The sequence below is a fragment of the Niabella sp. genome (genome assembly GCF_030150205.1).
Lineage (GTDB): Bacteria > Bacteroidota > Bacteroidia > Chitinophagales > Chitinophagaceae > Niabella.
The window spans coordinates 186,984-202,213 of the sequence record NZ_JASLGT010000024.1 but is presented as its reverse complement, the minus strand read 5'-3'; the positions used below and the strand labels follow the sequence as shown (position 1 = coordinate 202,213).

Genomic DNA, 15,230 nt, shown 5'->3' with positions numbered 1-15,230 from the left:
AATTTTTTTGATTACATCCCTTTTCGTAAATTTAAAGTAGCTAAACAGGTAACATATGAAATACTTCAGAACGCAACTGCACCTTTCCCAGCGGGAGCTGGCCGCCTTTCTTGGCATATCGCAAAGTCTTTTGAGTATGTATGAAAAAGATCTGCGTGAATTACCCGCCGGGGCATCACTTAAATTATCCCAATTACAATTGCAACTGCAGCAATTTCAGCGTCAGAAACCGGCACCGGATCCTAAAAGATCGCTTCACACGCAGAAAAGTATGCTGAAGCTGGAAAAGCTGCTGAACCGGCAGATCCTTAAAGCAGAAAACGATGCAGAGCGCCTGGGTGATGTGCTGGATAAAATGAAAGAGCAGCAAAAGCAACTTGAATTAAAGCTGGCATTTATAAAGAGACTGATGGAAAAAGACGGCCCCTGGCCGGAAGACATGAGCTGGATGCGAAATACTGCGCTGGATGCCAGAGCTGACCTGGATGGCTGCGACACCGCGCAGCAGCAACCGGTGATTTATAAGCTGCTGTTGCTGAAAGCAAAACTGGAGGTTGCGCGGCAAATGCAGGAGATTGTAAAAAACAATTACCGGGAGAACCGAAGGAGGAGGGTCTGTGAGGACTAATTATAAGCCCATATCAGTAAGAAGGAGGTTGAGCGTATAGACTTCGAATGCTAAAAACCGAAGTGTATATATCTAAAGAAATTGAGAGATCAGATTTGTTGATTCGTAAAAAATAAAAGTAAAACTTGTGATTTTTTTTGGATGTTTTAAAATTGTAATTATATTTGAAAGACAGAAAATGAAAATCACTTTTAAAGCCTAAAACTATAATATGAGAATAAACCAAAAAATCAATAGAAAAGCAAACTTCTAATAGTATAATTTTTTTACATAAGGAGCAATATTTAAAGGCTATTGCCTACAAGCCATAAATGATGGCCGAAGAAGGGAGTAGGAGCCTGAATTGGTTAAACTGCCATCAAGGGGACAGGTATGCGGATGTTTCCCGAGAAACTATGTACACTTTTTAAGTATTATCCACTCCGATTATCAGAGAGCTAATTGTTTTAATAATCTATCATAAACATTTCACATGTCACGACCAGTCATATTGTTATTAGGTGCGCTTTTTTTAATAAAGTCATTAATAGCACAAACAACAAAGAACTTTATACCTCCTTCTCCTCAGGCGGCGGAGTTCGGTATGTATGCGACAATACCTGTTACGAATTATGTCGGAATCCCTGAGATCAAGATAGATCTTTTTAATCAAATAAAAATGAAGGACGTTGACGTTCCGTTGCAATTACGATATTATTCAGGCGGCATAAAGAAAAAGCAGGAAGCAAGTACTGTCGGATTGGGATGGACTTTGTCCGCTAATAATCTCATTGGTCGTATTAAGAAAAGCAAAGATGATTTTGCATCAGATGGGTACCTTAAGAAGCACACGGATTGTAAAAATGATGATTTGGAACCTGATCTCTTCTTTTATAATTTCCTTGGGAAAACCGGGCGATTTATTATTAAGGATATGCCCAACTTCGGGCCATTGACGGTTCTTAAATCTGTCGATGACAATCTCCTAATTTATAAAACAGCAACAGGATTTAAAATTGTGGATGACAATGGCGTCTCTTATTGGTTTGAAAAGCAGGAGAACACAAAAGAAACAATAAAAACGGTTGGAACCGGGGGTGAGAAAACAGAAGTTAATACCTATATTTCTGCATGGTATTTGACAAAAATTGAAAATAGATTTAGCGAGAATATACTTTTCTCATATGAAAATCCGGAGAATGGCAATACGAGGACGATAGATACGCTTATTTCAGAATCTGGTGTCACAATTTCGTCTTTTTATCCCCAAGATCTTTTTACTCCTTTATACAGTTGTAATAATATTCCCTCGGGGCCTAATATCGCTTATTCAAAAACAACCTCCATAATTGAAACGGACTATATTTTTTGTGAGAAAATCAACTATCCAAGAGGCGTTGTTTGGATTGGTTATACAAATCGTGATGATTTAAATTTAGCTACAGGCAGTTATCCGGGGAAAAAGGTAAGCAGTATATTAATAAATCAGGGAAGCAAGAACGTTAAAAACGTTAAACTTAATTATTCTTATTTCGAGCCATTGACGGTAACAGAAACCGTAGGGATGAATATTAACAATAAGCGGCTCCGGCTAGAATCTTTGCAAGAGTTTGATGTTTCAGGTCAAACAAGCCAACCACCATATGTGTTTGAATATGAGAATGTTATTAGTGAGAAATATGAGGCATTTACGATATATGGATACCAGACACTTATAACAGGAGGTATGTTAAAAAAAATCCAATATCCTACAGGGGGGTATACTACCTATGCGTTTGAGGCAAATTATGGTGGTTTGGGCACACGAATCAGTAAGATTGAAAATTATGCGAATAGTTCAGAGAAAACAGAGTATAGTTTTCAATATGAGGAGCCCAAAACCTTTATTAGATATGTTGGGGGAATTTCATATAACTATCCTGGAAATTCTTTCTTTATTACTCCTTGTGCAGGCGGCGGATCACAAGTATCTGCAGGCATTAACTATTTGGTATATTATCGTTCTAGACAAAATTTGCTTTCAGAGTCTACCAGCGATTACCAGGTGGGTTATGGTAAAGTAACTATGCTGGTGGGGGCTAATGGCTCTGGGGGAAAGCAGGTTTTCAGGTATTATAATGACGATGCAGTATATCCTCCGTTTAGCGCCTTTCCTTTATCGGATTTTACGCCGTTGCCAACAATCGTAAGTAGCAGAAATGGTGAGCTAAAAATGGAAGAAGATTTTAAAAAGGCAAACGACAGTTTTACAAAGATACATGATAAGGAATATACAATATCTGTTGAAACAAGGGAGCAGCTTACGATTCAGCGGTATAATGGTTATAATTGTAATAAAAGTTATTCATTTTCCTACGATCGCTTGAAGACGGATAATATTAAGGAAAGAACTTTCACCGACCAGGGAAATATAGCTAAGGAAAATACGCAAACGTTTGCCTATAACAATACCGATGTAAGACCTATTTCCATGTCTGTTTTAAGAAGTAATGGAATGATAGAAAAACACGAATACAAATATCCCCAGCACTTCGCTACAGGTGGTGGGACTATATTCGATAAAATGAAGGCAATAAACTTTATTGCACCGGTTATTGAGGAGAAAGTAACGGTAAATAGTATACCCACATATAAATACGAAAATGTTTTCAAAGATTGGTTTAATAATGGCAAATCAATCTCTCTGGAAAAAACTCAGGCGTATAAAGGGACATCAACAACGCCGGATTTGACGAGCCAGATTCTTGCTATCGATAAATTAGGAAATCCATTAGAGCTTGTTAGTGCCGGAAATCAGTTCAAAAAAGAGGTATATATCTGGGGATATGAAGGATGTTTACCCATTATGCATATCATAGGAACGGGCTGGGAGGATATAAAAGACTATTTAAATCTTGATATATTATATAGAGGGTCCTATAATGGGAAAACTATGGGAGATAAAGAAATGCGGCTACAGCAAACTAATATTCGTAGTGGATTCCAGGAACAAAAGAATATACAAATAAAGACGTATACATACAATGCACTTGGAGCTATTTCCTCCGAAGTAGATGAAGCCGGCCATACAACTTATTATGAATATGACAAATTTAACAGGCTGTCTGCCATTAAAAACTATAAGGGAGAGGTTTTGAGCAAATTTTGTTACAATTATTTTGGCCAGCCGATTGATTGTTATAGTAACAGTGCCAATCCGTACAGTATTGCACCCGAATGGCAGAAAGATTGGACTACAAGATGTGAAACGGATGAAAATGACTATAATACCGGAAATGTGCTTGAGTATGAAATTGACATTAACATGAATAGTGCAACATTCGGACAAGGACGGTTTGTAAATATTGGCCCCAGTCTTGAGAATTGCCCTGTTCCTGTTTTCTGTACTTCTTCCGATTGTAACCTAAGTGATCCCCAATACAGGTGTGTATATGGATTTTGCGAAAAAGGAGTAAAAGTATTGAGATCCTTCGAATGTCAGCCCGGTTCTGGCTGTGAATGTTATTTCTATTATGAATGGAGCGATGGTGTTCAGTCTCCCGAGTACATGCAAGTTCTGGAAAGTTGCGATTTTAATCAATAATAAATCTAATCATTATGTTACGGTGCTATTATATTTTATCTTTTATGCTGTTGTGTATCACAACTTCTGCCCAACAAGTTTCTTCAGAAACGAAGGCATCCAGAAGACAGATAAATATGCAGCTGAGATTGTCAAGAGCTGAAAAGATCGCAAATCGGATTTCAGATAGTCTTAGATTAAAGGCGGATCAACGAAATAAGCTGCTAAAAATAGAATCGGATCTGGAAAGACAAAAGTTTGATATCTGGGAACGTGAAGAAAAGGACAAAAAGACGATAGGAATAAAACTAAGAGAAGTTGAAATTAACAGAGACTTTCTTTACAAAGAGGTCATGACCAATGAACAATATAAACAATACCTGGCTAAGAAAAGAATATTGTTGAATAACAATTAACGATATGTTGTGCTCACATTGATAAGATGAAATCTTAAAATTAAACAAGACCGGTATGAAATACTTTATGAAAAAATATTCTGAATATATTTTACTACTGCTGATAGCTGTTACTGTTTCTGGAGCGTGTCTAAGGGCCCAACCAGCTTCTTTGCCACAGTATAACAGTACGACACCGAAGAACTTTGTTCGTACATGGACCGCGTTGGCACCGTTAACAGATCCCAATAGTTTGCTATCAAAAGGAATGTTTGAGACAAGCGAAATAACCAAATATATAGATGGACTGGGAAGATCCCTACAAGAAATTAAGAAAAAAGGATCCCTACCAACTCCGATTAATCTAATCGATACAGCTGATGCTAGAGATATCGTAACCCCGATTTTATTTGATGAACTGGGAAGAGAGCAGTACAAATATCTCCCGTTTGCCTCGGCTTCCGGAGACGGGGTTTTTAAGAATGATCCTTATGGTGAACAACAGGTTTTTATGCAAGCGCAATTTGGAGCGCAGGGCGAAAGCAATTTTTACAGCAAAACGGTATTCGAAGCCTCACCCCAGAACCGTATAACAGAAAGCTTTGCTCCGGGGAAAAACTGGGCAGGAACTGCTGCGGAAGTCTCTGAAAGTAACAGGAGAAGCATAAATCAGAAGTATTGGCTAAACACTGCAGAAGATAGTGTTCGCATTTGGGTGGTAACGGAACCCGCATCAATCGGAAACTGGGCAACATATGCTACCACACAAATGTACACAGCCGGCCAGCTTTATAAAAACGTGATACAGGATGAGCATGATAAGCAGGTTATTGAGTTTAAAGATGAAAAAGATAGAATAATATTAAAAAAGATACAATTAACTTCTGTGGAAGATACCGGCCTTGGTAAAGGACATACTGGATGGTTGTGTACATATTACGTGTATGACATGTATGATCAACTTAGACTGGTTATTCAGCCAGAAGGAGTCAATACATTAAATACTACAAATTGGCAACTTACGACTTCATTACAGGAAGAACAGTGTTTCCGGTATGAGTACGATCGAAGAAATTTGCCGATAATGAAGCAAATCCCCGGATCATCGGTGGTATATTCAGTATATGATTCAAAAGCACGACTGGTGATGTCCCAGGATGGTAATCTCCGAAATCAATCGATGTGGAATTATTCAAAGTATGATTCACTTAGCCGACCTACTGCTACAGGAGTTTTTAGTAGCAGTCTGGCAGTGGTTGGTCATTGGCAAAACGCGGGGTTGGGCGTAGAATACCCAACATCTCCAATGCTTGCGGGAGTGCAGCCGCTTACGGAGACTTTTTATGATGATTATACATGGATGACACAAGCTCCTTATTTAGCAGACTTGAGTGGCAAAATAGATGGTGAATATGATGCAACAGGCGTGACTAGTGATCTGTTGGCTGCAAGTAATACTGCCTGGCCATATGCGGAGCAACCTGCTAAAGATTCGAGAGTGAAAGGGTTGATTACTGGTAATCGTGTAAAAGTTCTAAACACCACTAGTTATACTTATTCGGTGACCATTTATGATGATAGAAAAAGACCTATTCAGATTAAATCATTGAATCATACAGGGGGCGTCGATGTTACAACAACGCAGTATAGTTGGAAAGGGCAGCCCTTATGTGTTATAAGTCGGCATAATAAGGCAGGAGCTGGTGCTACTGTAGTAACAACAGTAGCGATTAATACGTATGATGCTTTAGGACGACTGGTTAAGGTAGGCAAAAAAATTAAGCGTGATAGCGGTCCAATGAGTGCAGAAAAGGTTATCGCAATTAATAAATATAATATTCTAGGGCATTTGACCGAAAAAAGTATAGGACCCACAAACTTAGATGGATCCAGCGCATTAGAGAGGCAAATTTATGATTATAATATACGAGGATGGTTATTAGGAATAAATCGCGAATATGTGAATGATGCGACGCCCGCAACTTCAAAATATTTTGGATTTGATTTGGCATACGAAAAAGTGGACAATAATAACTTAGGAAACATGAACTCGGCAATAAAAGGGTACACTCAAGCGTTTTATAGCGGGAATATTAGTGGAATTACATGGCGCAGTAGAAGTAATGCAGCGCCTATTCGTCGGTATAATTTTGCCTATGATGCGACGGGAAGAATAATGAAAGCTGATTATGGCCAACTGATAGGAGGCTCATTTCAGATTCCTGCTGAAATAAATTATTCGGTAAAAGTCGGAAATGGCGATGATCCCTTAACGGCTTATGATTATAATGGTAATATAAAGGCTATGACACAATGGGGCGGACATAATAATACTCAAATTAAAATAGACTCCCTAATGTATATCTATTTCCCCAATAGTAATAAGTTAAAAACAGTTACGGAAAAAGCCGAAAGTACGATCGCTTTAGGCCTGGGAGATTTTAATGATGGAATAAATGATATGTCTGATGATTATGCCTATGATGCTAATGGCAATTTAATTATGGATTTAAATAAAGGAGTCAGTAGTACAACGTATAATCTATTAAATTTGCCAGAACAGATCGTTGTAGCAGGCAAAGGATCGATTTCTTACCTTTATGATGCTGCTGGAAATAAGTTAGAAAAGAAAATTGTGGAGGGAGGTACAACAAAAACTGTCCAATATTTAGGGAATATGATTTTTGAAGACAATGTTTTACGGTTTATCTCTGATGAAGAAGGCAGACAACGAGTATTGACTGCGACTTCTTTTGTATATGACTATTTTTTAATGGACCATTTAGGTAATGTTAGAGTTATGATTACAGATGATGTAGGTTTGACAGACAAGGTATTGGAAGAAACACATTTGTATCCGTTTGGCCTTCCAATGAAGGGTATTTCTATTAAGAATTCAATGGCCAGCTTACAGAATAAAGAAAAAACATTTCAGGGACAACAGCTTGATGACGAGCTCGGACTGAATTATTATAGTTTTAAATACCGAAATCAAGATCCTCAAATTGGCAGATTCATTCAGATAGATCCGCTTGCCAGCGAATATGTTTATAATAGCACCTATGCATTTTCAGAAAATGACCCAGTCAATTTCATAGATTTAGAGGGCGCAGAAAAGGGAATCGTTCCTTATAAAAGAAACAATGTCAATTTTGTTCAATTGTATAGGCCATTGATTTCGGGAATTAAGCGTAGTGACGGAAAAACGTTCACACAAACCGCAATTAAATTTAGTACACCAGGAGTAATAACCTATGTCATTAACGCACAGCAATATCAACGAAATGGTTTGTCAAACCCGTTTTCGGCAGGAAAAAACTCAAGTTGGACAGCCCAAGGCTATACGATCAGCCAAGGGAAGGTGTTTGTGGGTAATTCTTCTCCTTTGACTTTTTATTTTGCAATTAGTGGCGGCAGTGTAACTTTTGGTAAGGGGGATGCTCCTAAAAAAGCAGATTTTGCAGTTGGAGGAGGAATCCCTGTTTTGATAAATGGCCTCAAATATGGGGGGCGGAATGAATATTCGAAAGGAGCTCCTGCGGGACTGCCTGAAATTGGGGAACCGGGAGCGGGGAATGATAAATATTTGGTTCAACGAAGCAATGCGGGTTATCCAAAGCAGGATAATGCCGAAGTTGGTAAATCAATTGTAGCATACAATAGCAAAACGGGGGCATTTATGTTGGTTGTGCAGCAAGATGGTGTTCAAGGTTTAACATTAACTCAGATTCGAGACTATTTGGTGAGAGAAGGATTTAATAATGCTGTGTCATTTGATGGATCAAATTCTGCAACTCTACTTAGAGATGGAGCTATCTTTGCAGCTCCTGGGGATGTAAAAAATAATACTATACCTAGTGGAGTGCGTTTTCAGGTTTTTACAGAAGAAGATAATAAAAGCCAATGAGGACCTTTTTATTATTCATTATTTTGATCATGCTTTTAACCGTCATGCTTGGTTTTTCGCCGGGTACTGCCCGGTTCTTATTTGCCGGTGGTAGTGACGGATTAATGGAGCTGGTTACTTCCAGTCTCGTATTACGGGTCGTTATTGTGGCGTTATTCTGCCTGTCGGTTATGGTGTATATCCTGCAAAAGAAAAAAAAGATATTTCTTCTTTTCCCGGTGGTATTTTTTATCCTTTGGATCATCAGCGGAAAAATGATAGCCATATTTCCCGACGGGCGGCTGCGTTCCGGCTGGTTTTTTATGGAAATCCGCAGCGTCAATATCTGTGAAGGTCAGGCGGATTGTGAGCAGGTATCCTATTATGAAACAACGGTTACAGCACTAAGCTTTTACCGGATACGAGTAAAAAATAATACAGTTGATGCCGTTATCCTCACAACCCCGTTTATCAGGGAAAATGTACTGAAGCTGCTAAGAGAACATTTTCCCGCAAAGAATAAAAACTGAGAAACCCGGCGTAGTTTTTACAACAAGAGATGATGTTGAGTGCGCTTTTTTGAAGAAACGGATCACCGGGAGGCATAAAAAAAGAGGTTGTACCAAACCGGGCTTAGTCGTAGCCCGAAGTTTCGAAATAACGACCAAAATGATGTTTGATACAACCTCTTTAGGAGCGGAGGCTTATTAATAGCCCGGGTTCTGCACCAGTGCCGTATTTTTATTCATTTCATCCCGGTTGATGGGGGCATAATACATTTTATTGACCCATTTGCGGTTTTCGTGGGCTTCATTTACCACCGGGGTATAGGTATAATTGTAAATATTTTCATCATGCCGGTAAAGATCGGCCAGCTGTTTACCCGGCTGAAAAGTTCCCACTACATTGATAAAGGTAAGCTTACGGCCTACGGTTTCCTGCGGAATCATCCAGCGGCGTACATCAAAATACCGTTGTTCTTCAAATACCATTTCCACCCGTTTTTCGTTCCGGTACCGGTTTTTGAGGGCTTCCCCGGCATCCGTAACCGCCGGCATCCCGGCACGGAAACGGATGCGGTTGAGCCATAAGCGGGCCTCCGGTTCTTCGCCCAGCTCAATACAGGCTTCTATATAATTAAACACGGCTTCGGTATAACGGAAAAAGGGCCAGGGCACCAGCTGCTTGGTATTGGCATCTACAATTTTTGGATCGGGATCGGTGAATTTGCGCATATAATAACCGGTGCGGCTGCCATTCCAGTCTTCTATGGCGCTGCTCCGAGTATCGAGCCCGTTAAAGGTGATTTTTTTGCCGGCAACAACCAGGTCGTATTGCCCGGTCTGGATCTGGTTGGCCGGGTCTACGTTCCCGGAGATCAGGTCGCGGGGCTTCCAGGGAGCACCGTCATAAAGGATGGTAGCATAAAACCGGGGGTCGCGGCCAACATAAGGATTTGCCTTTTGTACCGGGTTGTTCCAGCTGAACGGCGTGCCGTCGGCCATTTCATAGTCGTCTGCCAGCAAACCGATGGGCGTATTACCCGCCCAGTTATGATACCCGTTGGGGCCGTTGTACAGGTTGATGCTTACGCCTCCACCGGTGTTTACATTCAGGTTATAATAGCGGCCGAAGATGACCTCTGATCCGGCATTGGCATCCATGCCCAATGCCTTGCTGTAACCGCTCATGGCAATGGACATATAATTGGTTTTGCCTTCTGCGGCAGAAACCGGTGCACTGAGGTTCAGCTTATATCCGGCCCCAAGATCCATAACGGCCTTAGCGGCGGTTTTTGCGGCCGTCCAGCGCGCTTTCCGGTCGCCACCGGTATACCCAAACAGTTCTGGTTTGGGATGGCCTGCCAACTCAGGAAATTTTGTTTTTGCCAGCGGCAGATAGTTCAGATCGCTGGCTGCATACAACAGCACCCGCGATTTTAATGCCAGCGCCGCCAGTACGCTGGCCCGTCCTTTATCCATGGCGCTGGTATTAATGAGCCAGATGGCACTGTCGCAATCTGCCGTAATAAAACGTACGCATTCTTCAAAACTGTTGCGGGTTACATTGTAATCCTGGTTTAAATCGTACACCCGGGTAATGATCGGCACACCACCATAGTAGCGCAGCAGCTGGTGGTAAAAATAGGCCCGCAGAAAATGCGCTTCTCCCTTTAGCCGGTTGGCGAGGATGGTATCGATTTTAGGTGTGGCCAGTTTTTCCAGGGAAAGGTTGGCGGCGCGAATATTGTCGTACAGGTTTTTCCAGCCATAACTTTCCGGGATCCAGCCCACCCCACTGGGACTGGCGCTGCCCTCCATTATGGTGTTGATGTTGCGGCCGGTATGGGTGAACGTGGCTTCATCCGTAAGGGAGGCCAGCATCTGTTCATCAAAGCCGCCTACCCCTAATCCGTAAACGCCCGGGCCTCCGCTGTAAATACCCGTAACAAAGGCCTGGGCCAGTGCCGGGTCCTGCCAGGCCGTTTCTTCGGGTACCTGTCCCGTGGGGTCGATGTTTAAAAAATCCTTACTACAGCCGATAACTGTAAATGAAATGACCATAATAATTAAAAATGGCCGGTATATAAATGTTTTCATTTTTTCTTATTTAAACTACAGGGTTAAAAACTTACAGTGGCGCCAATATTGAGAATGCGTGATTGCGGGTAGTACTGCCCGTTGCCGCTGGTAGATTCCGGGTCCCAGATCTTCATCTTATCCCAGGTAACCAGGTTTTGTCCGTTGGCAAAAACACGGACATTGCTGATGATATTCCGTACCCGTTCCGGCATAACCAGGTTATAACCGATCTCAACATTTTTCAATCGCAGGTAATCACTGCTCCGGAGGAAATAGGTATTGAAACGGGCCGCACCGCCGGTATAATAGGTATTGCCCCTGCTGGCTATCCGGGGATCTGTGCTGCTGGGATTATCAATCGTCCAGCGGTTGTCGAACGAATATTGCAGGTAATTGCCGATATCGCCGGACTCGGTACCAAAGAACAATAATCCGCCAACGGCGCCCTGGAACATAAAGCTGAGGTCAAAGTTCTTATACCCGATGCTACCGTTAAAACCTCCGGTGAAATACGGGTCGCGGGTTTTGTCGAGGGCCACCATATCGTCTCCATCGATCTTGTTATCGCCGTTGTAATCCTTTATTTTCATATCGCCGGGGCGGAGGGCACTGGTAAGGGCGCTGTAATCCACTTTATTGGCATCAATTTCTGCCTGGTCCCGGAATACACCGTCGTACTGGTAGGCTACGATGGTAAACCCGTTGGTGCCATAGGGCTTGCCGGTAGTGCGCTGCCATTCGGGCACACCTGCCGGTTCGCTGGAATACAGCACTTTATTTTTTGCATATCCGCCATTGAGCCCCAGGGAATAGTTTATCGGACCAATATCATCGCGCCAGCCGATCTTAAATTCTCCGCCACGGTTCAGCATCTTTCCTTTGTTTACCGGGGGCAGCTTCCCGGAAATGCCGCTGCTTTGCGGTACCAGCCCGGTTTCGGCGATCAGTGCTTTTTCCCGCCGGTTGCTGAAATAGTCCAGTTCCAGTGTAAGGCGGCTGTTTAAAAAGGCGGCATCTAAACCGATATTCATATTATTGCCCACCTCCCAGGTGAAATTCTGATTGGCCACCCGGTTTTCGATCAGGGTTTGCACCACCGCGTCGTTCAGCACATAGGTACTAAAAGGATACGCCGGAATGAACTGGTATTCGGCCAGCACACCGCCAAAATAAGGCTCGGCCCCCATTTGTCCCCAGGAACCGCGGAGCTTCAGGTTATTAACAAAGGACACATTGTTTTTAAAGAACGGCTCTTCAGATACCCGCCAGCCGGCTGTAACGCCGGGGAAAAAGCCAAACCGTTTGGTGGGTGGAAAAATATAGGAGCCATCGTACCGCCATAAAAACTCAAACAGGTATTTTTCGGCGTAGTTGTATCCCACACGGCCAAAATAGCTCAGGCGGGCCCGCCGGTAAGATCCGCCCCCGTTGTTCTTTTCAAGATCGCCGCCTACATCCAGCACATCAAGGGCATTGGAGAGATAATACCGCCGGAAGGCACGGAACCCTTCATAATCTTCCGTTTCCCGCTGTACCCCCGCCAGGAAATTGAGGGTATGTGCCCCGAATTTTTTATCATAATTCAGCAACCCGGAAAGGTTGATGTTTAAGGTATTTTCGGCCCATTGGTTCAGGCGGGGATCGGTAAAGGTAGATCGTAACTCTTTTGTAAGCCGGGGCGTAACACCATCGGCTTCATAAGAACTGCGGTCCCAGGAGTACAGGTACCAGGGGGTTTCGAACCGTTTTTGATTTTTCTGGTATTTATCAATGGCTGCTGTACCGGTGATCTTCAATCCCTCCACACCGGGAATCAGGATCTCCAGTTTTCCATTGGTTTGTATATAATCCCGTTTATCCCGGTCGTACCCCGTTTGGTTGGTGGCAATCACCACGGGGTTTTGTCCGTATTCAATATCCCGGCCCGGCAGGCCATTGGGCCAGATGGCCGGTTCGTTGGGCTTGCCGCGCATCAGCATACGGAAAATTTCCCCGGCGGTTTCGGTTGGAAAAAAGCGGTATTCTTCCCGGGCGGCAATGCCCATGGTCAGGTTCATATACTGGTTCAGTTTGGCATCGAGGTTCAGGCGGAGGTCGTATTGCTTGTAGCCGGTAGCCGAGTTTTTATAATAGGCATCCTGGTTCTGATAGCCGATGGAGCCCAGGTACCGGATATTTTCAGAGCCTCCTGTGAGCTGGATATTGTGCCGCACCTGGGGCGACCATTTTTTAAACGTAGCTCCAAACCAGTCCGTATTCGGGTGCCCCCAGGGATCGGACCCATCGCGGTATTGCTGCATATCATCCGGGAAAAAGCCTACAGGAGAACTTACGGTGGCTCCATTGTCGGTACGCTTATAGGTTCCTGTTTTGGTCAGCGCATCCCATGCGGCCTTCCATTGGTTTACCGGTACATTTTCATAAACGGCCAGTTCATTCCGCAAGGTGCCGTATTCCACGGCATCTGCCATTTTGGGAATACGGGTGGGTTGGGCCCAGCCCTGGTTAAACGTGTAGGACAACAGGGGTTTGCCGCTTTTTCCTCTTTTAGTGGTTACAAGGATCACCCCATTGGCGGCACGCGATCCGTAAATGGCGGCAGACGCATCTTTTAATACGGAAATACTCTCAATATCGTTCGGGTTGAGTCGCTCCATGCCTCCTTCCCGGTCCGGCACCCCATCGATCACAATCAATGCACTGGAATTTCCCAGTGAGTTGGTACCCCTTATGCGGATCGTGGAGCCATCGTACCCGGGTTCGCCCCCGGTATTGATGGCCGTAATGCCCGGAAGGCGCCCGGCCAGGGTATTGGTAAGGTTTACCGTAGGCGTTTTGGCCAGTTCGGTACCCTTTACATCAGCTACGGCACCAGTGAGGGTTACCTTTTTCTGGGTGCCATACCCCACTACCACCACATCCGTGAGTTGTTCGGCAGCGCTGCTTTTGAGGGTTACGTTGATGGTTGTTTGATCACCGATGGCTGCTTCCTGTTGCTGGTATCCCACATGGGAAAAGACCAGGGTGCCCCCGGTATTGGGCACTTTTATGGTAAAAACACCTTCGGCATTGGTGACCACACCGGTATTGGAGCCTTTTAATAAAACAGAAGCACCGTCAATGGGCGCACCGGTTTCATCGGTGATTTTCCCGGTGATCACCTTTTCGGGTGCCATCGTTCCGGTGTTGCCGGCCTGGCTCCGGTACAGGGAAAGACCCGGCAACAAAAAAACAATCAGGAACAGGAAGAGGCGTTTGAGCGGAGGACGCTCAAAAAAGAATGCATAGCCGGCATGGCTACGCAATTGCTGCGTGTGCATGGCATTTCTGGTTTAGAGGTTTACATTAAAAAACGGTTGATGGCAAAGACTTAGGGCTTACATCGTTACAGGCTTTGATCAACGGTTACATTTCTCAACCTCTAAAAACGAAAAAAACGGAAAATAATTGTAGAAAATACAAAATAAAAATCCCCCGCAGGGGATTCAATATTTTAGCTGTATAGGAATCGAAGCCGCTGCCGGTTATTTCTTTTTGGCAAACATCAGTTCTTTAACCTTCTCCTTATCTTCTTTTTCTTTCTTCAGGTCGAACATGGTTCCAAATACATGATCCCAGATGGTGCTGCTGACACCAAAGCCCTTATGCTCATCCTTGTAGTGGTGCAAATGATGATTTCTCCAAAGCCCTTTCATCCATTTAAACGGCGGGTTCCAGGCATGAATGGCATAATGCATGGTGCCATACATCAGGTAGCCGAGCATAAACCCGGGGAAAAACATCAGGGCCAGCTTTCCAAGAATCAGGTAAAAAACACCCAGCAATACAGATGCAATTAAAATGCTGGGAACCGGAGGCATAAACAGGCGCTGCCGGTCTCTGGGGTAATGATGGTGGTTGCCGTGCATTACGTACGCAATTTTTTGCGCGGCCGGGTTATCGCTTACCCAGTGAAAGATAAAACGGTGGGCGATGTATTCAAAAAAGCTCCAGAAAAAGATGCCAATAAAAAAGACCAGCAATACATAGGCCACAGAATAGTTGTAGGCAACATGACTGTAATACAACATGTACACAATAACCGGAATATACATGCCCCAGATGACCAGAGGATGTGTCTTTGTTAGCATCTCCAGATAATCGTTCTTAAAAAGCCTCGCTTGCCCCTTGTTGTGAATTTTATCAAACTGCATAATGC

8 protein-coding genes are annotated in these 15,230 nt (G+C 43.4%); 5 read left to right on the top strand and 3 right to left on the bottom strand.

The window, feature by feature from the left end; translation table 11 throughout:
- The first annotated feature begins 55 nt into the window (after positions 1 to 55).
- The 5 genes from Q1V85_RS17525 (at position 56) to Q1V85_RS17505 (ending at position 8,980) form a co-directional block, all read left to right on the top strand.
- Complete coding sequence (locus Q1V85_RS17525) at positions 56 to 628, top strand: helix-turn-helix transcriptional regulator (protein WP_300601847.1); 573 nt, start codon at positions 56 to 58, stop codon at positions 626 to 628.
- 472 nt (positions 629 to 1,100) lie between these two features.
- Positions 1,101 to 4,190, top strand: coding sequence for an RHS repeat domain-containing protein (locus Q1V85_RS17520; RefSeq protein WP_300601846.1), 3,090 nt, complete (start codon positions 1,101 to 1,103; stop codon positions 4,188 to 4,190).
- Positions 4,191 to 4,306: 116 nt separating this feature from the next.
- The gene (locus Q1V85_RS17515; RefSeq protein ID WP_300601844.1) at positions 4,307 to 4,585 is read left to right on the top strand and encodes a hypothetical protein; all 279 of its coding nucleotides are present in this window, start codon (positions 4,307 to 4,309) and stop codon (positions 4,583 to 4,585) included.
- A 55-nt stretch (positions 4,586 to 4,640) separates the two neighbouring features.
- The gene (locus tag Q1V85_RS17510) at positions 4,641 to 8,471 is read left to right on the top strand and encodes a DUF6443 domain-containing protein (protein ID WP_300601843.1); all 3,831 of its coding nucleotides are present in this window, start codon (positions 4,641 to 4,643) and stop codon (positions 8,469 to 8,471) included.
- Positions 8,468 to 8,980, top strand: a complete 513-nt coding sequence (locus Q1V85_RS17505; protein ID WP_300601842.1) for a hypothetical protein — start codon at positions 8,468 to 8,470, stop codon at positions 8,978 to 8,980. The genes Q1V85_RS17510 and Q1V85_RS17505 overlap by 4 nt, the downstream gene beginning before the upstream one ends.
- Positions 8,981 to 9,157: 177 nt before the next feature.
- On the opposite strand, the gene Q1V85_RS17500 is transcribed toward Q1V85_RS17505, so the two are convergent.
- From Q1V85_RS17500 to Q1V85_RS17490, 3 genes are all read right to left on the bottom strand, one after another.
- Positions 9,158 to 11,050, bottom strand: a complete 1,893-nt coding sequence (locus Q1V85_RS17500; protein ID WP_300601841.1) for a RagB/SusD family nutrient uptake outer membrane protein — start codon at positions 11,048 to 11,050, stop codon at positions 9,158 to 9,160.
- A gap of 23 nt (positions 11,051 to 11,073) precedes the next feature.
- Entirely contained in the window at positions 11,074 to 14,352 is a 3,279-nt protein-coding gene (locus tag Q1V85_RS17495; protein WP_300601840.1) for a TonB-dependent receptor, read from the bottom strand.
- 204 nt (positions 14,353 to 14,556) lie between these two features.
- Positions 14,557 to 15,225 (bottom strand): sterol desaturase family protein, encoded by a 669-nt coding sequence (locus Q1V85_RS17490; RefSeq protein WP_300601839.1) that lies wholly within the window; start codon positions 15,223 to 15,225, stop codon positions 14,557 to 14,559.
- Positions 15,226 to 15,230: the final 5 nt, after the last annotated feature.

Coding starts and splice junctions, on each gene's coding strand:
- Q1V85_RS17490 (WP_300601839.1), bottom strand. CDS start 15,225: ATGCAGTTTGATAAAATTCACAACAAGGGGCAAGCGAGGCTTTTTAAG.
- Q1V85_RS17500 (WP_300601841.1), bottom strand. CDS start 11,050: ATGAAAACATTTATATACCGGCCATTTTTAATTATTATGGTCATTTCA.
- Q1V85_RS17495 (WP_300601840.1), bottom strand. CDS start 14,352: ATGCACACGCAGCAATTGCGTAGCCATGCCGGCTATGCATTCTTTTTT.
- Q1V85_RS17510 (WP_300601843.1), top strand. CDS start 4,641: ATGAAATACTTTATGAAAAAATATTCTGAATATATTTTACTACTGCTG.
- Q1V85_RS17520 (WP_300601846.1), top strand. CDS start 1,101: ATGTCACGACCAGTCATATTGTTATTAGGTGCGCTTTTTTTAATAAAG.
- Q1V85_RS17525 (WP_300601847.1), top strand. CDS start 56: ATGAAATACTTCAGAACGCAACTGCACCTTTCCCAGCGGGAGCTGGCC.
- Q1V85_RS17515 (WP_300601844.1), top strand. CDS start 4,307: ATGCAGCTGAGATTGTCAAGAGCTGAAAAGATCGCAAATCGGATTTCA.
- Q1V85_RS17505 (WP_300601842.1), top strand. CDS start 8,468: ATGAGGACCTTTTTATTATTCATTATTTTGATCATGCTTTTAACCGTC.